Source organism: Flavobacterium sp. GQ95 (genome assembly GCF_059758655.1).
The window spans coordinates 1-20,446 of sequence record NZ_JCAXEB010000005.1 but is presented as its reverse complement, the minus strand read 5'-3'; the positions used below and the strand labels follow the sequence as shown (position 1 = coordinate 20,446).

At 34.7% G+C, this 20,446-nt stretch carries 14 protein-coding genes; 3 read left to right on the top strand and 11 right to left on the bottom strand.

Features of this window, described 5'->3' with window-relative positions:
* Window positions 1–33: 33 nt before the first annotated feature.
* Both AC6CH4_RS11305 and AC6CH4_RS11300 read right to left on the bottom strand, forming a co-directional pair.
* Window positions 34–3,444: a DUF5107 domain-containing protein gene (locus tag AC6CH4_RS11305; RefSeq protein ID WP_498103007.1), complete on the bottom strand. Its 3,411-nt coding sequence runs from the start codon at window positions 3,442–3,444 to the stop codon at window positions 34–36.
* 11 nt (window positions 3,445–3,455) lie between these two features.
* A complete protein-coding gene (locus tag AC6CH4_RS11300) occupies window positions 3,456–4,832 on the bottom strand; it encodes a sugar porter family MFS transporter (protein WP_498103005.1) in 1,377 nt (458 codons plus the stop codon).
* Window positions 4,833–5,197: 365 nt separating this feature from the next.
* Here AC6CH4_RS11300 and AC6CH4_RS11295 point away from each other — a divergent pair, with 365 nt between their 5' ends.
* On the top strand, window positions 5,198–6,082 hold the full coding sequence (locus AC6CH4_RS11295) for an AraC family transcriptional regulator (protein ID WP_498103003.1): 885 nt from the start codon (window positions 5,198–5,200) through the stop codon (window positions 6,080–6,082).
* A gap of 67 nt (window positions 6,083–6,149) precedes the next feature.
* On the opposite strand, the gene AC6CH4_RS11290 is transcribed toward AC6CH4_RS11295, so the two are convergent.
* Together AC6CH4_RS11290 and AC6CH4_RS11285 are read right to left on the bottom strand one after the other, a co-directional pair.
* Window positions 6,150–10,199, bottom strand: a complete 4,050-nt coding sequence (locus tag AC6CH4_RS11290; RefSeq protein ID WP_498103001.1) for a two-component regulator propeller domain-containing protein — start codon at window positions 10,197–10,199, stop codon at window positions 6,150–6,152.
* A 312-nt stretch (window positions 10,200–10,511) separates the two neighbouring features.
* Window positions 10,512–11,510: a quinone oxidoreductase family protein gene (locus tag AC6CH4_RS11285; RefSeq protein WP_498102999.1), complete on the bottom strand. Its 999-nt coding sequence runs from the start codon at window positions 11,508–11,510 to the stop codon at window positions 10,512–10,514.
* A 92-nt stretch (window positions 11,511–11,602) separates the two neighbouring features.
* On the opposite strand from AC6CH4_RS11285, the gene AC6CH4_RS11280 reads away from it, so the two are divergent.
* Entirely contained in the window at window positions 11,603–11,980 is a 378-nt protein-coding gene (locus tag AC6CH4_RS11280) for a winged helix-turn-helix transcriptional regulator (protein WP_498102997.1), read from the top strand.
* A 91-nt stretch (window positions 11,981–12,071) separates the two neighbouring features.
* Here the strand turns inward: AC6CH4_RS11280 and AC6CH4_RS11275 are convergent, their stop codons facing one another.
* Window positions 12,072–12,548 (bottom strand): GNAT family N-acetyltransferase, encoded by a 477-nt coding sequence (locus AC6CH4_RS11275; protein ID WP_498102995.1) that lies wholly within the window; start codon window positions 12,546–12,548, stop codon window positions 12,072–12,074.
* Between the two features lie 266 nt (window positions 12,549–12,814).
* On the opposite strand from AC6CH4_RS11275, the gene AC6CH4_RS11270 reads away from it, so the two are divergent.
* Window positions 12,815–13,051 (top strand): hypothetical protein, encoded by a 237-nt coding sequence (locus tag AC6CH4_RS11270; protein WP_498102993.1) that lies wholly within the window; start codon window positions 12,815–12,817, stop codon window positions 13,049–13,051.
* 109 nt (window positions 13,052–13,160) lie between these two features.
* On the opposite strand, the gene AC6CH4_RS11265 is transcribed toward AC6CH4_RS11270, so the two are convergent.
* The 6 genes from AC6CH4_RS11265 to AC6CH4_RS11240 form a co-directional block, all read right to left on the bottom strand.
* Entirely contained in the window at window positions 13,161–13,748 is a 588-nt protein-coding gene (locus tag AC6CH4_RS11265) for a LutC/YkgG family protein (protein ID WP_498102991.1), read from the bottom strand.
* Complete coding sequence (locus AC6CH4_RS11260) at window positions 13,741–15,141, bottom strand: lactate utilization protein B (RefSeq protein ID WP_498102989.1); 1,401 nt, start codon at window positions 15,139–15,141, stop codon at window positions 13,741–13,743. The genes AC6CH4_RS11265 and AC6CH4_RS11260 overlap by 8 nt, the downstream gene beginning before the upstream one ends.
* A gap of 37 nt (window positions 15,142–15,178) precedes the next feature.
* Window positions 15,179–16,549: a glycoside hydrolase family 28 protein gene (locus tag AC6CH4_RS11255; protein WP_498102987.1), complete on the bottom strand. Its 1,371-nt coding sequence runs from the start codon at window positions 16,547–16,549 to the stop codon at window positions 15,179–15,181.
* 26 nt (window positions 16,550–16,575) lie between these two features.
* On the bottom strand, window positions 16,576–17,313 hold the full coding sequence (locus tag AC6CH4_RS11250; RefSeq protein ID WP_498102985.1) for a (Fe-S)-binding protein: 738 nt from the start codon (window positions 17,311–17,313) through the stop codon (window positions 16,576–16,578).
* A gap of 267 nt (window positions 17,314–17,580) precedes the next feature.
* Window positions 17,581–18,942 carry an FGGY-family carbohydrate kinase gene (locus AC6CH4_RS11245; protein WP_498102983.1) on the bottom strand — a complete coding sequence of 454 codons (1,362 nt, stop codon included), beginning with the start codon at window positions 18,940–18,942 and terminating at the stop codon, window positions 17,581–17,583.
* 108 nt (window positions 18,943–19,050) lie between these two features.
* Window positions 19,051–20,325 carry a sugar isomerase gene (locus tag AC6CH4_RS11240; RefSeq protein WP_498102981.1) on the bottom strand — a complete coding sequence of 425 codons (1,275 nt, stop codon included), beginning with the start codon at window positions 20,323–20,325 and terminating at the stop codon, window positions 19,051–19,053.
* Between the last annotated feature and the right edge of the window lie 121 nt (window positions 20,326–20,446).

Below are 20,446 nucleotides of genomic sequence, written 5' to 3'. Positions count from 1 at the left end.
AAACATTCTACACCAACGAGCTTGAAAAATGAGTTACTTACGAAACGTTTGTTTATTTATATCCAATTGTTTCACTTTCTCATAATATTGCTCAGATTCGGTTTTATTTCCTAATCCACTATGTCCTAAAGCCATTACATAATAACAATGCACTTGATTTCTAATATTCAGATCATCGTCCCAAATGGCCAGATCCGGCAGCGAAACCGCAAAATAATCTATTTTAGATTTTTCAAACAAATATTTTTCGCCATGCGCCAGCAATTTATTGAAACGGCTTCGGGCCTTATCTTCGTCTCCTAATTCACGCCACGCTAATCCCTGATAAAAAATCTTATCCGGTTGTTGATCGTTATAGAAAAAGGCCTGAACCGGTTCCGGAGATCCAATTGTTGCTTTAACAAAATTGGCATTCGCATTTTCGACATCTCCAAGTCCTTTATAAGCCAAACCTTTATAATAAAACACTTCGTTTTCTTCGGCATTTTTCAGTTTTCCTTCGCCTAAATTGTGTGGATAAAATTCTGTCTCCTGAAGCAATAGTATGGCTTCTGTAAAACGATTTTCTGCTATGGCAATTTTAGCCAATTCTACTCTGCACAATATATATTGTCCGGTAACTTTACCTTCTCCACCTTCCCAGGGATGGAATTTTCGCTGCGAAATCAAATCTCTTGCAACAGCATAATTTTCTACCTGATTGTAAAGCGTGATACGTTCAATACACAAATCATCACGCTCTTCGACTAAATGCGGATATTGATTTAAAACGTTTAATCGTTCTTGTGGCGATTTGCCAATTTTCTTGTAAAGCTGATCCAGTTCCATAAAAATTCTCGAATCAGTATTATCTAAAGCAAATGCTTTTTCTAACATTTCCTGAGCGGCAACTTTATTGTTTGTTTTATTGAAATACGCCAATGCAAGGTTTCTAAGTAAAGTTGGAAATGTATCATCAATACTATATGATAATTCCCAGTATTTAACAGCATCGTCATATTGACGGAATGCATACCAGAAATTCCCCAAATAATAAGGTGCTTTTGCATCCTGAGGATTTAACCGTATAGCATCTTGCAGAATATTTACTTCTTCAATTCGATTTGGAAAACATTTATCAGACGATTGCAAAGCCGCTTTTTTACACCATTCGATTGCGGCAGTTGTATTTCCTTCTAATGAAGAAAAATAACCTAAAGTATAATAAACCATTGGATAAACCTCTTCAATATCTTTTATTGATTCCTGCAATAACTGACTCGCTTCCTGATACAAACCTGCACTGGAAAAGTCAAGCGCATATTCTATATATCCATGCGGCCATTGATGCATTATCGTATTCATCTCTTTCAATACAGCAGGATTTTTTGTTATCAAATACTTCTCGAAACGACATCCCATATTAAAACGATCAATTTTTATAGATTCTTCAATCCACGTTAAAGCTTCTTCATTTCTATTTAATTTTCTTAAAATAGAGGCTTTTAACTGACGTGCTTTATGATTATGCCAATTTCTTATCAATGATGATTCTGCTCTTTCCAAAGCTTCTGTCCAATCTCCTTTTATGCTGTCAATTTGTGCCAGTGCATAAAAAGCGGCATCTTGCCAGGCTGCATTCCATGTTGATTTGAAAAGGAAATTGTAAGCGTCATCCCATTTTCCCTGAAGTTTTAGACAATAACCCAAATTGTAAAGCGGTTCACCATCAATTGGATTTGGATTGCGTTCCGTTAAAACTTCAACTGCAGTTCTAAAATAAGCTTCAGCTTTTTCAAACTGTCCTCTTCTTAGCAGTAATAAACCAACAGCATTATTACATCTAACATCTTTTGAATCCCGGCTTAAAGCCTCAAAATAATAGTCCAAAGGGTTGTAAGTGGCGTGTCTGTATTGTTCTAAATGTAATCCGGTTAAATACAATTGCTCCATTGATGCAATATCTTTTGGATCAAGCGCTGCTTTTGCAGGATCAGGAACGGGTTTTATTTCCGCTTTTTCTTCCTGATACTGAACCAAAATCTTTCCGTCAGCACTATAAACTGTAAAAACTAAATGCTCTGATAAAACATTTCCGATCGAAACTCTTTTTTTATACGGATTTATAGGCGAAATTGTAATTTCATCCTGAAATAAAACTGTATTTTCTTTGTCTTTTAATTCTATTTTCAAATTCTGATAAAGACTCGTGGTATATAAAATCAGATCTGCTTCTGTTCCTTCTACTTCAATATTTATGATGGCATCCCTGGTGGCATTTTTCACGTAACCCACTTCGGCATACGGCATAAAATATTGCACCCAGGACTTCTCTTCGTAAGCTTGCAACCAGGAAAAATCAGGCTGATTGTCTGTAAAAACTCCCGTCATTAATTCAATATACGGACCATCTTTATCTGTTAGATTTCTGTCCCAGGCCAAACCAAAATCACCATTTCCCCAGGTCCATTGCTTTTTACCCGGGGATACATGATGATTGGCAACGTGAAGTAATCCGGCCTGCACATCATCTTCATAACCTCCAACAAAATTATATTTGGACTGCACCGCCATATAAGATGTTGGAACCGGAATATTTTTATATTTCGAAATGTCGACACCCGCAGAATAATCCTGTTTATAGTATTCGCCGGTTGCGATCGGAAATTTTGAGACATCTCTTTTTCCGTGATCAAATACTGCATTCACATCCGGAGGGAAAACCGATTTGTAACCATCATTTACAACCACTGCAGGATTTGCCCACCAAAGAAACGTTTGAGGAAAAGCAGTACGATTGTATATTTTTACTTTAATTTCGATATAAGCTTTGTCAGGATGAAGTGTAAATCCCTGCATTCCTTTGGTTCTAAACATTCGCTCTACTTCATTACACCATACCGTTTTACTGCCATCCTGATTTTCTTCAATACTAAAATCTGTTGGCAAAAAAGTACTCGGACGATGATGTTGCGGCCAGTTAAACTCAATTCCGCCTGAAATCCATGGTCCTGTAAGCCCAACAAGAGCAGGTTTAATTACCTGATTATAATACACAAAATGACGTTGTTTTACTTTGTCATAAGCCATGTGAACGCGTCCTCCCAATTCGGGAAGAATCATGATTTTAATGTATTTATTTTCGATGAATACCGCATGATACGATTTAGCGATCTTTTCATCTGATAATTTTTCTACCACAGGATACGGATATACAGCACCTGAACTTCCCTGGTACACTCGTTTTTCAAGAAATATCGGATTTTTTTCTTCTTCGCCTATTTGATAGGTCGGCAGTAAGATATCTTCTTCCCAAACACGTACAACACCATCTTCATTAACAGTAGATTGAATTAAATATGCTGTTATTTCTTCGTCCTGAAAGTTTTCATTTATTGATTGTCCTGAATGCAAATCTTCTGTAATTAAATTAGGTTGATTTACATCTGAAATTATATTTTCCATCTTATTATATGTTATTTTGTCAATTCATTTTCTATTTCTTCTAAAGATTTTCCTTTCGTTTCCGGCAGATAAATGCGCAAGAAAAGATAACCCAACAGACAAACTATACCATAAAGCCAAAATGTTCCATAAGCTCCCAAACCACTATTCAATAATGGAAATGTATAGGTTAGAATAAAGCAGGCTGTCCAGAGTGAAAAAGTAGAAACTGCCATAGCCATTGCTCGTATTTTTGTTGGAAATATTTCAGATAAAACTACCCAGGTGACAGGTGCAAGTGTCATTGCGTAACATGAAATTGCTGCAATTACCAATGCTAAAACCGCGATACCGGTTACTCCAAAATAATAACAAGTTCCTAATAAGGCGTAAATAAAAGTTAATCCGATTGAACCAAAAAGCATCAGTGTTCTTCGTCCTAATCGGTCCACAAAGTACATTCCCACAAAAGTGAAAATTACGTTCGTTAGACCTGTAATAACAATATTGAATAAGATATCTGACACGCCATAACCTGCAGCAGAAAATATTTCCTGTGCATAATTAAAAATTACGTTAATACCACACCATTGCTGGAAAGCAGCAATGACAATTCCAAGTAAAAGAATTTTAGGCATTTTACCTTCAAAAAGCATTTTATAATTTACATTCTCTTTTACAAGACTAACTCTTGATTTTAATTCTTCTATTTGTTGCGCTGCAAAAATACTTCCGCCAATTTTAGAAAAGATCGATTCTGCTTTGGCATATTTGTATTGACTGGCCAACCATCTTGGACTTTCGGGAATTATTAAGATTAAAGCAAAAAATGCAACTGAAGGAATTGCCCCAGCCCAAAACATATAGCGCCATCCCCACTGCCCGTTCCATGAATTCAAAATATCCTGCCCTTCTATGATGGGATCTGCTATCAACCAATTTGCAATTTGAGCTGCAAGCACACCAATAACAACAGTTAACTGATTAATAGAAACAAATCTGCCTCTTGATTCACTTGGTGCAATTTCTGCGATATACATAGGCGAAAGATTCGATGCAATTCCAATACCAACTCCACCAACAACTCTCCATATAATAAACCACTCGATAGTATTAGCCATACCAGTACCTACTGCTGCAAGTGTAAAAAAGACAGAAGCTACAATCATTAAAGGTTTTCTTCCGTATTGATCAGATAAACCTCCGGAGATCATTACACCTAGCAAACATCCTAAAATAGCACTTCCCATTACCCAGCCCTGCATCGACGGCGAATTTGCAATGTTAAAAAAGACTTCATAAAAAGGCTTTGCACCTCCAATAACAACCCAGTCATACCCAAATAACAAACCGCCCATGGCTGAAACTAGTGCGATGAAAAGCAAATAAGAAGAATTATACTTACTCATATATTTTATATTTAAATTTATTTATCGTTTACAAATATCGCTACTTACATTTCCTTTCAAAATGTAATATCTCAATAAAACATGTATAAAAACAGGATTAATTAAAATAACCTGTCATACTAAAAATAAAAAAACACTTTTTTTATCGTAAATATAATATTTCAGTTAAAAACACATATTAACCACATAAAGATCATACAAAATATCTGACTAAACTCTCCATTATCAGGCAATCTGACCTAATTCTTAAAAATAAGAATACAGAATATGTAAATTACCACGGTTTAGTATAATTTTACATTTGAGACTTTTTTAAAATTACGATAACTTGGTATTTCTAAATATATCATTTCAAAATAATCTATATGGATCAAATAGCAGATGGATTTAAAGGCGAAAGAGCTATAGTTGTACCCTACAGTGTGCGTAATTTTCAATCGGAAAATGAAATTGCAAAAAACTTATTTATTACACATATTGGTTATTATCCCAATGCAAAACATCATTTCAGAAAAAGATCAAAAGGCGCTCTGGAACATATTTTAATTTACTGCGAAAACGGAAAAGGGTTTATCACCTTTGAGAATGAGCAATATTTACTTACTAAAGATCAGGCCTTTATTATTCCCGCACATAAAGCACATAGTTATGAAGCTGAATTATCAAAACCCTGGAGTATTTACTGGCTCCATTTTAAAGGTACCAACAACTCTTTACACACGGCTATTTCGGGAAAAATTATAAATTTAAGCGACACCAGAGTATCTGACCGATTAAATCTTTTTGAAGAGATCTATCAAAATTTAGAAATGGGATTTTATCCTGACAATCTCGAGTACGCAAGCATTTGTTTACAACACTTTTTAGCCAGCATAAAATACACTGATCAGTTTTTAAAAATAAAAACGGCCGACACTGAAGTTTTAGATGTAATACCGATGAGCATCATTTATATGAAAAATAATCTGACAACCAAAATAACGTTGCATGAAATTGCACAATATGCAGGGTATTCGAGCTCATATTTTGGGACTTTATTTTTAGAAAAAACATCATTTACGCCAATGGAATATTACAACCAGTTGAAAATCCAGAAATCGTGTTCTCTTCTGCAATTTAGTACCATGAAGATAAAAGAAATCGCTTATCATTTAGGCTATTACGATCCATTTCACTTTTCAAAATCCTTTAGATTGGTTATGGAAATATCGCCAAGAGAATATCGGTTAAGGTACAAGAGCCCGGTTTAAAAATTAGTTGAAAGACCTAATAAGTTTTGAAAACAGATTAGGGTATTCGCAAAATAAAAGCCTCTTTTTATTTAATAATATTCAAATCAGAATTAAAAGAACTCTTGTACTTTTTGATGTATTCTGAAGGCGTCATTCCAAAGAGTTTCACGAACTGTTGTCTGAAATACTTTGGATCTTCAAAACCAACTTCGGCACTTGCTTGCGCAATATTCATATCTTCTGTTAGCATCAACATTGCCGCTCTTCTAATTCTTAACGAACGAATAAAAGCATTTAAAGTCTGACCTGAAATGATCTTGATTTTGGTATAAAGTGTTCTATGGCTCATTCCCATTTCGAGGGCAAAATTCTTAATCGTAAAATCTTTTTTATGAATATTGGCTTCGACAATATCAATACATTTTTTCAGGATTTCCTGGTATTCAACCGGAACTTTTTGTGAGTTTTCCCTAAGTGTTATGCTGTCTAAGAAATAAGTACGCAAATTGCTTCTGTTCCGCAATAATGACTCCACACGCGCTACGAGTATATCATCATCAAAAGGCTTTGTAATATAATCATCAGCACCATCTGTAATTCCCTGTAAATGTGTTTCCGGATTTTTAGAGGCCGTTAATAAAATAACCGGAATATGAGATAAACTTTCGTTTTCTTTTATTTTTCGGCATAATTCGAGACCATCCATATGTTCCATCGTGATATCGCTGATGACCAGATCAGGCATATGTTTCCTGGTCAGCTTCAATCCCTCTTCTCCATTTTCAGCATTATAAACGATATAATTTTCCGAGAATAATTTGATCAGATAGGCCCTGATTTCTGCATTATCATCTATTATTAAAACCGTACGTTTATCAGTAAGCATGATTTTCTGAAAATCACTTTCTGAAACCGTATTATTTAAAGACTGGTTATTTTCTTCTGAATCATCAATGATAAGTTCATCAAATAACTGACTTCTTTTTGCAACAACATTAGTAATTTCAATATCTTCAAAATGACGGTTTCCTTTCAGGAATGTCAATGTAAAAGTGCTTCCTTTTCCTACTTCACTGCTGCAGCGTACTGTTCCTTTATGTTTGTCTACAAAATATTTCACGATATAAAGCCCAATTCCAAAACCTGTTCCAACGGAAACTTTTGAATTGATCTGTTTGAATTTTTCAAAAATAACATCAATATCCTTCTTTTCAATTCCATCGCCATTATCTGAAATTTCTAAAATGACTTCGTTATCATTTTCAGAAAGTTTCAGGTTAATTTCTCCTCCAAGTGGTGTGTATTTAAAGGCATTTGACATTAAATTAAACAAGGAGATTTCTATTTTTTCATAATCTCCAATAATTTCAATATCATGCTGGGGAATATCAAATTTATAGGTAATATTTTTCTCTTTTGCCTGATTTACGAAGCATTGATATACTTCATTGCAAAGATTATTTACATTTATATTCGATAATCTGAGAGAATCAGCATCATTTTCGGCTTTACGGAAAAGAAGCAACTGATCAACCAGACTCAAAAGCCTGCGGGCATTTCGATGTGCAATAGCCAAATCACTTCCCGAAGAACCGTTTTGAATACTTTCTTTCTGAACTGCTTTTTTCAGTGGATTTATAATCAGCGAAAGCGGCGTTCTAAACTCGTGCGAGATATACGTAAACATCGACGACTGTTTTTCGGCAACTTCCTTTTCTTTTTTGCTTTCCAGTTCAGCAATTTTTACTTTGTATTTTAGTTTTTCTTTATTTTTATGATATTCCAAATAGGCAAAAAGAATCCCTGCCAAAGCTAATAAATACAAAGTATATGCCCACCAGGTTCTATACCATGGCGGTAAAATTTCGATTGTTACAAGGCTTATCTCCTTATTCCATCCGCCTTTAAAATTGGTCGTTTTTACTTTAAAAGTATATTTCCCTTCAGTTAGTCTTGCATAATTTGCTTTTCGGGCCTGACCCACATAATTCCATTGTTCGTCCCAGCCTTCTAAATAATACGCATAATTTATCTTGTCGGCATTGTTATAATCTAAGGCTACAAACTCTAATGATAAAGTTGTTTGATCATAAGGCAGACTAACTTCCTTAATTTTACCCAATTTCCATTCCGATACTACGTCATTTTTATTTTCTTCGATTGGCTGATTATTGACATAAAAATCAGTCAGTAATAAATTATTTTCCTGATTAAAACCTTTAATCGCTTCCGGGAAAAAAATATTGAAACCGTTAATTCCACCAAATAAAAATTCTCCTGTCGATAATTTGATGCCGGCATTAAAACTAAACTGATTGCTTTGAAGCCCGTCATTGACAGAAAAATTACGGAAGGTTTTCATTTTTTTGTCAAATCTGCAAATTCCGTTGTAGGTACTCATCCAGAGATTTCCTTCCTTATCTTCTAATAATCGTAAAACGGTATTTGAAGGCAGACCATCGTCTGTTGTGAATCTTTTAAAAGTACTGGTTTTACGGTCAAACAATACTAGCCCGCCTTCCTGCGTACCCAGCCACAAATTTTTGTCTTTGTCTTCATGAATGCATCGAATAGGATTCCCAAAGGCTTTTTTATTAACTTTTCGGGTATTTTTTTCTATAGAAAACAAAGTACTGTAATTGGCTCCCCAAAGTTTTCCATCACTGGTTTCTATCAAACATTGCAGGTTATTGATTGTGTTATCAAAAAGTACAAAACTATTTTTATCGCGATCATATATATATACAGACCCCTCGTTTGTTGCACTTGCCCAAATATTAGCTTTTGAGTCTTTGTACACAAACCAAATGTTTTTTTCAACTTGTTTTGTATACGGATTGTAACAGGAGAATCGTGTTACTGTATTGTTTTTTTTGTTAATACGATTTACGCCACCTGCCCAGGTAGAAACCCAGATATCGTTATTATTATCGCGTACTATTCCTGTAATAAAAGTACTTGAAAGTGCAATGCCATAATTTACGTAGGTATTATTCTTTCGGTTCCAATATTTTAAACCTGCTCCATCTGTTCCTACCCATAAATTGTTTTTTTCATCTTCACAAAAAGATAAAATAAAATTCTCAGCAGAATTTTTTGCATTGTATCGTATACTTTTGAAATATTTGGGCGTACTGCTCAGCATACTAATTCCGCCACGCAATGAGCCAAACCATTTGTTTCCGGATTTATCTTCGTATAAACTCCAAACCGAATTACTTTTGGCTAATTGATTGTCATTTATGGTATTATAAGCGATTGCTTTTTTATTTATTGCATCGACTTTAAAAATTCCGCAACCGTCTGTAGTAATCCAGATTTCTCTTTTTTTATCCAAAAGAATATCGGTAACACTACATTTGATCGAAAAATAATTATCAGAAAGCAAACCTGATTTGGTATTAAAAAGAAAAAGCCCTTCGTCAGTTCCCAACCAAAGATTTTCATCTGACGATAGTTTCATTGATTTCACTTCCTTAGCAAGTGGAAAAACAACTTTTAAGCGTTTAGTAGTATAACTGTAACTACAGACTCCTACGTTTCTGACGTAAACCCAGCAACTTGCCTTTTTTTTATCGTCCTGAAGTGCAATCGCATCATAATTATTGACTGCAATTTTGTTTTCTAACACGTTTAACGGAATATGTTTTCCAACAAAAGAGCCATTTTCAAAAGTAATTAATCCCAAATTCTGTGATGCGGCCAAGACCAAATTATCAGAAACAGATCTCATTTGATGAATAATGTCTTTTAATACTTTTGGTTTTGAATTTCCTAAAGAAAACTGGACAGGATTAAATGTGGCATTGGTTTTATTATAAACGCAAACTCCATTAGCGCCTCCAACCCAAATATTTTTTTTAGAATCGCCTTCGATGCTATAAATCGTATTAAAGTGTAATGATTTTTTATCGTTGATTCTGTTGCGAAAAACTTTGAAATTATAGCCATCATAACGGTTCAATCCGTCATAAGTTCCAAACCAAAGATAACCGTCGCTGTCCTGAAAAATGGTCGTTACCGAATTATTAGACAAACCATCAGAAATATCAAGAAATTTTATAGGATTATCTTGTGTAAAACCTACAGAAGAAAAACCTATTAAAAAAAGAAGATGTAAAACAAAATATTTCAAAATAATGTTTTTGCTTGGTGTAAAAGGTACAATTATAAGTTAATTTTATAAATATTTCATAAAAATTAGCATATAAAAATTAATATACTTCTTTACTTATAAGATTTTATCCTTCGCCTTTCTTTTTAACACATCTATACCTATAAAAAATAGCGGCAAAAGATTTCCAAAAATCAAAAAATACAAACGAAGAATTTCTGCTTTAGAAAATGAAACTTTTTTATCTAAAAAATCATTCTCAAATAAGGATGGTTTTGGTTTTGTAATTTGAAAAGTATTCTTAATGCCTTAGGATGAGTCTTTCAATTGTTTTCATATTGTAGCAATTTGCATTATTAACTTTTTTCCCTGCGTTTTATTTTCACGCAATAGTGTATGTGCCTTTGTAACGGTAGAAACTTCTAAATTTCCAACTATTTTAATGGCAGGTGGAACGATTATTTTATTCTGCAACAGTAGTCTTAAGTGATTTAATCCTTTTTTGTAATAATCATATCGCTTTTCAAGTCCATACACATAATTGGATATATTTAAGATTGTGGCCCCTTTACTAAAAAGAATTCCAGACGATTCCAGCGTAGAAAGATTAGTCACATCTACATAAACCCCATTTGTTTTTAAAAGCCTGGCTCCAATTTCTGCCGTGCTGTTTCCTACCAGGTCCACAACAAAATCAAAGTTTTTATTTTCATTTAAAGAAAGTGCTGTTTTATAGATTTCTTCTTTTCTATAATTGATGATCCTTTCCGCTTTTACGCCAATATCAAGTAAGGAAGCAATACTATTTTCATTTCCCGCGGTGACTATGATATTCTTATAGCCATTTGCTGTGAATATTTTCACTAGCACACTGCCTACTCCGCCTGCGGCACCCAGAATTAATATCGAATCATACAAATTGGCATTCATACGATTAAAGGACTGTAATGCCGTTAGACCTGATGAGGGAATCGCTGCGGCTTCTTCAAAAGAAATAGTAGAAGGTTTATGTATTGCAATTTCCTCGGGGATACAAATATATTCCGCGTAAGTTCCGTTAGACCCCATACTTCCGGATCCGCAGAAAACAGCATCTCCTACTTTGAAATTGGTAACTTTTGGGCCAATTTCTGATACAATTCCGGAGAACTCACGCCCCAGAATTGAAGAACGTAAATGCTTTCTTTCTGGCCGGTCTTCAGTCATTTGATAATCAATGGGATTAAAACCCGAAGCGATTATTTTTACCTGAATCTGATATGCTTCAGGTTGTGGAATTTCCAGATTTTCTAACCTAAATTCCCGATTTCCCTGTAATACAATTGCTTTCATTTTTATTGTTTTATTATACAAAAGTATTGAGGCTATGTGTTATTTTTGTTATGGGTTAATTCCAGGTAACCGGTTACCAGATAGAAACTAGTATGGCAAAAATTAATGATAACGGCATTATTCGCGAAGCTAACTGCTCTGAAGAGCTTATGGCAATGCGTGATAGTCTGGACGTTTTAGGGGGCAAATGGAAACTGATGATTTTGCGTTTCTTAACCAATAGAACACATCAGGTTATTCACTTTAAGAAAATGCAACGCGAAATTGGTGGTATTTCAGCCAAAATGTTAAGCCAGGAACTTAAGCAATTAGAAACCAATTTACTCGTAAGCAGAACAGAACAAGATACCAAACCTGCTACTGTGGCGTATGCCATTACAGAATATGGAAAATCTGTTCTTCCGGTAACGGAAACTTTAGTAAACTGGGGACTTGCTCACAGGGAAAAAATTATTAAATCTGTTAAGTAAATAATTAAACATTAAGCAGCCACGATATACATTTTCTGAATGAAAAATAGCTCTACAAGCTATTCCTCATTGAGCTGCCTAAATATTTTACTTAGCTTATATCGCAACGCATGGTAGTTAATATTTGCTTAAAACCAGCCTTTTCATAAGCTCTAACTGCTGCTTCGTTTTCAGAGTAAACTTCCAGTCTAACCTCGGTTATTCCTTGAGACAGCACCCATTTTTTAAGATCATTGAGCAATAGATTATTAAACCCATTTCCTCTAAATTCCGGGCTTACATACATGAAACCAAGATATCCGAATAATTCATGGTTTTGATACGGTTTTGCTGATCGGATCTGGGCATATCCACAACCAATAATTTGATGCTTATAGTCGATAACCAGAAGTTCTGTTTTCTCATCAGATATAAAATCTTCTATGTTATAATAGAATATTTTGCCCTCTTTAAGTGTGGGGTCAAATGGTCGTTCTGCCGCAACAAGAAACTGCAGAAATTCTGCGAGTTTGGGTAAATCGGCAGTAGTGGCTTTTCTTATAGCTATATCTTTTGTGTTTACATCCATATTTCAAATATACGAAAAATGCTTTTTGGATAAATTTAAAGCTTTTTATCTAATTCAAAGTAAAGGCAAATGTCTCTGACTTTGCGCCATTTTAAACAAATATAATTTAAAAAAGAAAACTTCCTAAAGCCTCTGACTTTAAAACTAAACTATTCCCTATTTATATCCGAATGTAAATTTGACAATGAATTCCTATTTATCTATAAAAAAGATTATTAGGTATAGCCTTAATTTTAAGCTTATTAATTAAACTAAAACTTTAAATCATGGAAAATTCAAACAACTACAATAGCGAAGATCTTCAAAAATGTCCTTATCACAGTCAGCAAAATAATATTAACAATAATGATGACCGTGAAAATGCTAACACTGGCGATTGGGATGATGAAAGAGATGAAGCAGGAACCAATCCTGACCGCAATGATCCCGACCAATTTGAAGATGGCGGAAATGACAATTCAGGAGGTGCAGGAAGCACTGGAAGCGCGGCTACAAACAGTTAATTTATAAAATTATTATAGGCACGATCTAAAAAGAAATTTATATTCAAAAGACAAAAAATGCGCAAATTCTAAAAGTAAAATTTGCGCATTTTTTTATTCTTTATTGTATTTAATCCATCAAAAAAACAACCAACCCTCTCGCGCCATGTGCACCCAAAACCAAAGACTGTTCAATATCAGCTGTCTTAGAAGGCCCGGCGATAAAAGTTCCGAAACCATATTCCTGATTTCCAATTCTGTCGTAAGCTTGTTGCATTGTTGGAATAAGGTTCTTTTTATTCACTATGATTGCTAAATATTGTGTAATAAAAGGTGCAACACGTTGTCCTAAGATATCATCAGTTACCCAAAGCGCACTATTTTCAGCTACTCCAAAATGTGCTTTTATAATTGTTAATTCCACATTTTGAAGCGAATGCGGATCGTCATTTGTCCAATCTAAAAGGGCAATTTCTGACAGTTCCGGAAGTGTGGTTATAATGCGTTTTTCAAGTGGATAATTATTTTTAATGTAAGCTATTGCTTCACTATAATCAGCCACTTCTATCGGATTCCCTCCAATATTTTTTAATACTGTTTTATACATTTCCAGCACATCAAACTGTTCTGAACCCAAAACCTTAAGATTAGGTAATTCAGCAGTTAGATTCGGCTGACTTTGTTTTATTTTATTTAAAATTTCAGCTTTACTACTCATCTTTTTTCGCTTTAGATTCCCTTGAATTTTTCTTGTACCATTCTCTAAAAGATTCTTCCGGAACAGCTGGCATTTCACGCTGGTCGTACCATTTGTTCATTTTATTATTGACTAATGCCGGAATGTTTTTCATCACAAATCGTCCTGATTTTCCGGCTAAATTAAATACTGTTGGATTTGCTAAAACCGTTGCCATGGTTTTCATTGCAATAGTTTTTGAAGTTGGTGTATGACCTTCTTTTACCAAAACCTGACGCCATTTGTACAACTGATCATGAATATCAATTTTTACCGGACAAACATTCGTGCACGAACCACAAAGGGTGCTTGCAAAAGGTAAATCGGCATTTTTACTCATGTCTAAATTAGGCGCTAAAATCGACCCAATTGGTCCTGCAACCGCATTATGATAACTATGCCCGCCACTACGTCTGTATACCGGACAAGTATTCATACAAGCGCCACAACGAATGCATTTTAAAGAGTTTCTAAAATCGGCTCTTCCTAATTGTGTGCTTCGCCCGTTATCGACAATGACAACATGAATTTCTTTCCCATCTCTTGGCTTTTTAAAATGACTTGAAAAAGTAGTAATTGGTTGTCCTGTAGCACTTCTTGCCAATAATCTTAGGAAAACGCCTAAATGTTTACGTTGTGGAATCAGTTTTTCAAACCCCATACACGCAATATGGACATCAGCTAAATGCGCGCCCATATCAGCATTTCCTTCATTGGTGCAAACTACAAATTCACCAGTTTCAGCAACTGCAAAATTAACTCCGGTTAAAGCCGCTTTTCGGGTTAAGAATGTATCACGAAGCTGACGTCTTGCCGATTCTGTTAAATATTGTGGATCAAAATTTCCTTTTTCGGTACCTAAATGCTCGTGAAAAGTTTCACTTACATCTTCTTTTTTAAGGTGAATGGCAGGCAATACAATATGGCTTGGCGGTTCTTTACGGAGCTGAACAATGTATTCTCCTAAATCAGAATCGATAACTTCGATGCCTTTATCTGCTAAATAATCATTCAGGTGACATTCTTCTGTAAGCATTGATTTTGATTTCACCATTTGCTTTACATCGTGCTTTTGCAAAATCGAATGCACAATTTCATTATGTTCTTTTGCATCGGCAGCCCAATGCACAATGATTCCGTTTTTCTGGGCATTAGCCTCAAAATCGCTCAAATAATCGTGCATATTGGCCAGCACATTATTTTTGATTTGAGAAGCTGTTTCACGAAGCAATTCCCAATCCTGAATTTGATTCGCCGATTTATCACGCTTTTCACGAACAAACCAAAGCGTTTCATCATGCCAGTTTACGCGTTCTACATCTTTATTAAAACGTGTTGCGGCTTCGCTGTGTTCTATTATTTTTTCTGAAGACATCTTATGTTACTTTACTATAAAACTGCTCGTTTTATAATTAATTTTTATTCTCGAAATTCACTACATTTTCATGAATATTCTGATTTCCCTGAACGGCATTTGCATGAACATTCTTCAGAAATATATTTTCTATTGGCAATTCTTTCTGACCTAAAATCCTTGAAATAAACTTCACATCTGTTGCTTTTATATTCTCCAGATATACATTTTTAATCGGTGTCAGTTTGCGCTCAATCGTCGGAACTAAATCACGCCATTGGTATAAAACATCGGTTTCAATTCCCAGAATTCCGGCATCAATTTTACCTGATGTGATATTGGTCATATGAATGTTATTTACGAATCCGCCTCTTCTTTCATTTGTTTTGATGAACAAAAGATGATTTAGTTTTGCGCCATCCACAACAGTGCAATTATCAATAAAAACATTTTCTATTCCGCCTGATAATTCACTTCCGATAGCTACTAACTGATGTCCGTTTTTAACAGTACAATTGCGCATTACAATATTTTTTGAAGGTGTATGCAATCTCCAGGCATCCTGATTGCTTCCCGATTTAATCGCAATAGCATCGTCTCCCTGATCAAAAATACAATTTTCGATTAATACATTCTGGCTCATTTCAGGATCTACTCCATCATTATTATGACCATGAGCATATACTTTCAAATTTCTCAAAACAACATCTTTGGATAAAAAAGGATGAATCGTCCAGAACGGACTGTTGGTAATGGAAACGCCATCCATCAATATATTTTCGCATCGATTGAACTGAATAAACTGCGGGCGAAAATGAGCACTGTCGTTTACCATTTGGCGTTCTTTTAATGGTTTATTGTAAGAAGCCAGATAGTACAATCTTTTCAGGCTTTCCATATGCGCTTTTGGACGCGCAAACCATACTTGCCAAACATCCATTTTGGCTTTTAATTCGCCTTCGCCAGTGATGGCAATATTTTTACATTTATAAGCATAAATTAAGGGAGAATAATTATAGCATTCATATCCTTCCCAGGTTGAACTTACAGCAGGTAAATAATCATTTGGATCTTCTGAAAAAAGCAAAACTGCTCCCTTATTCAGATGCAGGTTTACATTACTTTTAAAATGGATTTTCTTGGTTAGCCATTCGCCTTCGGGAATCACAACGGTTCCTCCACCCGCTTTATTGGCTTTTGCAATCGCTTTATTAATTGCCTCTGAAGTTTTTTCTTTATCGCCCTTTACAGCTCCGAAATCAACAATCGAAAATTCTTCGCATTTGCTAAAATCAGGAATTTTTATGGCCGGCATTTCAAAAGGAGCCTTCACTACAACTTCCTGTAAAGTTACACCAGACTTGTCTTTTTTAAAGGATAAAAAAACAAGCGAAAGTAATAGTGCAAAACAAAGCGTTATTTTTTTCATGATTAGTTTTTAATCTATGTGTATTCTTACGTCAACGTATTCAATATTTCAGCAATATGAATGGTTTTTACATTGCTTTTTTGTCTTTTTAGAATTCCTTCCAAATGCATCAAACAAGACATATCACCTCCCGTAATATAATCTACATTATGATTTTCATGATCTTTTATACGGTCTTGTCCCATTTTTACTGAAACGGCTTCTTCGGTAACACAAAAAGTACCTCCAAATCCACAACACTCATCTTTTCTGGTTAAAGAAACCAAATCAAGTCCCTTTATATTATGTAGTAATTGTTCTGGTTTCGAGAAAAATGGTGCGTTTAATTCAGTCATCTGCGAAAGCTTTAAACCACGTTGTCCATGGCAGCTGACATGCATTCCAACTCTGTAGGGAAAGTTCCCGTCTATATGATCTACTTTTAGTATATCTGTAATAAACTCGGTCAATTCGAAAACTTTTTTACGAATTTCAGTCGCTAATTCCTCGTTCTTTTCGTCGTGTAAATGATCTTTTACATGCAAAACACAACTTCCTGACGGGCAAACGATATAATCAAAACCAGTAAAATTGGCTATAAAATTGGCATCACAGCCTTTGGTTAAATGTTGATAGCCGCTATTTGCCATGGGTTGTCCGCAACAGGTTTGTCCCATCGGAAAATGAACATCGCAGCCTAATTTTTGCAAAAGTTCATAGGTTGCAATACCCACTTTTGGATAAAACTGGTCGACGTAACACGGTATAAAAAGTCCAACTTTCATATTCTTGGTAATTATTCTTAAAACATATAAAAGTAAATATTTATATGAATTAAATGGTTTTTCACGCAGATTCTGCAGATTTATTTTAATCCTTTAATCTGTGGCTATTATGTTATTTCACGCAGATTTATTCTCATTTTTGTCATCCTGAGGAACGAAGGATCACACTAGTAACTCGACAAAGATTGGCGCTCACTGTTGCGGAGCTTCTAATGTGATCCTTCGTTCCTCAGATGACAAACTAGACTTCTTAAGCTGTGACTATTCTTAATGCTTGTAAAACTTCAAATCAATTAAATCGTTCTGGATTGGTTTTGGGTTCCAGTTTTGATGAATTGCCAAAGCAGCTCCCAAAGCACTTGCCTGCGCCATAGATGCGGCATACACTTCTACATCAGGGAAAGCTTCTGCCAGTAAATTCATGAAAATTGAATTTTTGCTGAAACCTCCATCAACAAATATTTTCTTTACCGGACTATTGTGAATCACTAAATTAGTCGAAAAAACCTGTTGTTCAACGAGATCCAGCATCAACTGATGATAGGCGATATCGTAACTTTTGAAAGTATTAAGATCTCTTTTTTGAAATGGACATTCTTTAAGAATATCAAAATCGTATTTCTTTGGATAAACAATCTGGAAATTTAAAGCTCTTAAGTTTGACACGATTTTTTTATCAAAATAAATATCTTTAAACGTATCAAACGGCACATTAAAATGCTCGGCCAGTCTTTTTGCTTGTATCTCATGTTCGTTACCTGAGAATAAACGGGCTGCTTTTACAGGCTTCTCCGTGTATTGCATGTAACACAAACAATCTTTTTTTAACTCTTCAAAAGTTAAAGGTCTATTGTTGAAAGGATTTAGCGAAATACTCCAGGTTCCTGTTGATAATAAAACAAAAGGTTCTGTAAAGTTGATCGTATATGGAATTATGGCAGATGAACTATCGTGCAAGCCTACTCCAACAGCCAAACCATCTTCTTTTTTGATGATATCTTTTCCAAAATGAAGTGGCGGAATCTTGTCGATGATCTCTTCTTTCGTAAGCCATTTGTGATACTTCATCTTTTTAAAATTCCAAAGATTCGTATGGCATCCGATGCTTGTAATATCAGAATAAGCTTCACCGGTTAAAAGAAAACTAAGGTATTGCGGTAAATGCAGACAATATTTAACCTTATCAAAAAGTTCCGGTCTCTCTTCTTTCAGCCTGTAAATCTGCATTCCGGAATTAAGACTTCCTAAAACAGGAGAAGCTGTTTTTACTGCAAAAACCTCTTCTCCTTTATATTTATTATAAAATTCCTTCTTTAATTCCTCCGGATAATCTTTTAGGTAATTATACAAAGGCGTCAAATTTTTGCCCTCTTCATCGATATAGACAAAACTGGCTCCGTAAGTGCTGAAATTTATTGCTTTTAAAACATAGTTTGTCAGATTTCTTATTTCTGCTAAACATTCAAATATCCAGTTTTTGAGTAACTCAATATCCTCGCATGGAAAACCATCTTCATCGACCGTTTCATCGAAATTCACTGATTTTTCCCAAACAATTCTATAATTTTCATCAAATAAAAAAACCTTTTTGTTTGTTTTACCAATATCAAAAATTGCAACTACATTCATTACTTTAATTTTGAGTTGTGAATTATGAATTATGAGTTAAAAAATTATGATTTGATATGAGAGTTTAATGGATAAATAGTCTCATAACTCATAATTCATAACTTATAATTATAATCCTGTTGCCATTGTTTTTAGTCCTCTTTCACCAATCAAATTACTTCTAACAGCAAGACTACGGTATAATGCAACTGGGTTTAATGCCGCTCCAGAACGCAAGCGAGCCTCAGCAACTAATGCGCGAACATCTGTACGGAAAGCATTTTGCAGGATTTCCTGTGCTTTTACAACATCATTTTCTTCCTGAGCAATTTCTAATGCTTTTCTGTCAACAGAAAGTGCCTGTGCATACGCAATCATGATTGCTTCTACAGATTGTAATAAATCTTCCAATGGATCTTTGATATTGTGAGAAGCATCGATCATCCATCCTAAATCTTTAGCATGATTCATTCCTCTTGCATCCATCCCTTCAACCAATTCATTGAAAATCAAAAACAATTGATATGGTTTTAATGCTCCTGCTGTTAAATCGTCGTCTCCGTATTTTGAATCATTAAAGTGAAAACCTCCCAATTTATTATCCATAAGCAAAATCGAAACAATTTGCTCAATGTTTGCATTAGGCAAATGATGTCCTAAATCTACAAGCGTTTTTGCTTTGTCACCTAATTTTTGCACGTATGAATATGATTGTCCCCAATCTGCAACTGTTGTTGAATAAAAGTTTGGTTCAGCGCATTTGTATTCTAAGAATAATTTCCAGTTTGATGGCAATGCATCATAGATTTCTTCTAAACTTTCTAATGTATTTTGGTAAGCTTTACGAAAGTTTAATTGTCCCGGAAAATTAGATCCGTCGGCCAACCAAACTGTTAATGAATCAGAACCTAATTCTATTCCGTGTTTGATAACTTCGATATTATGAGCAATGGCTTGTTTACGAACTGCTTTATTTACGTTTTGTAACGAACCATATCGGTAGGTATGCTCTGCACTTGTCTGATCCTGAAACGTATTCGAGTTCATGGCATCAAACTTTAATCCGTGTTGTGCAGCAAGGGTTTTGATTGCATTATAATCTGTTGGAATATCCCATGGAATATGCAGCGAAATCGCGCCAGAAGCATTGTTTAAAGCATGAAGCAAACCTACATCTTCGATTTTTTCTTCTAAAGAACGTGGTTCACCACCTCCTGCAAAACGCCCAAATCTTGTTCCTCCTGTTCCTAAAGCCCAAGATGGAATTGCGATTTGAAAATCGATTAATTTTTGAATAATTGATTCTGTTTCACCAATTTCAGATGCTGTAAAGGCAAATTTATTTTGGTGTTTTTTTAATAACTCATCATTATGAGATTCTATTTTGTTTGCTCCAATTAACATATTCTTTTTCTTTTAATGGAATTACAATCGATAAATATATACAATCAATTCCTGTTTAACTAACCTATTTTGTGCAATATTGTTTGTTTAATAATTTCTTCATCTAAAAAAAACCTAACGT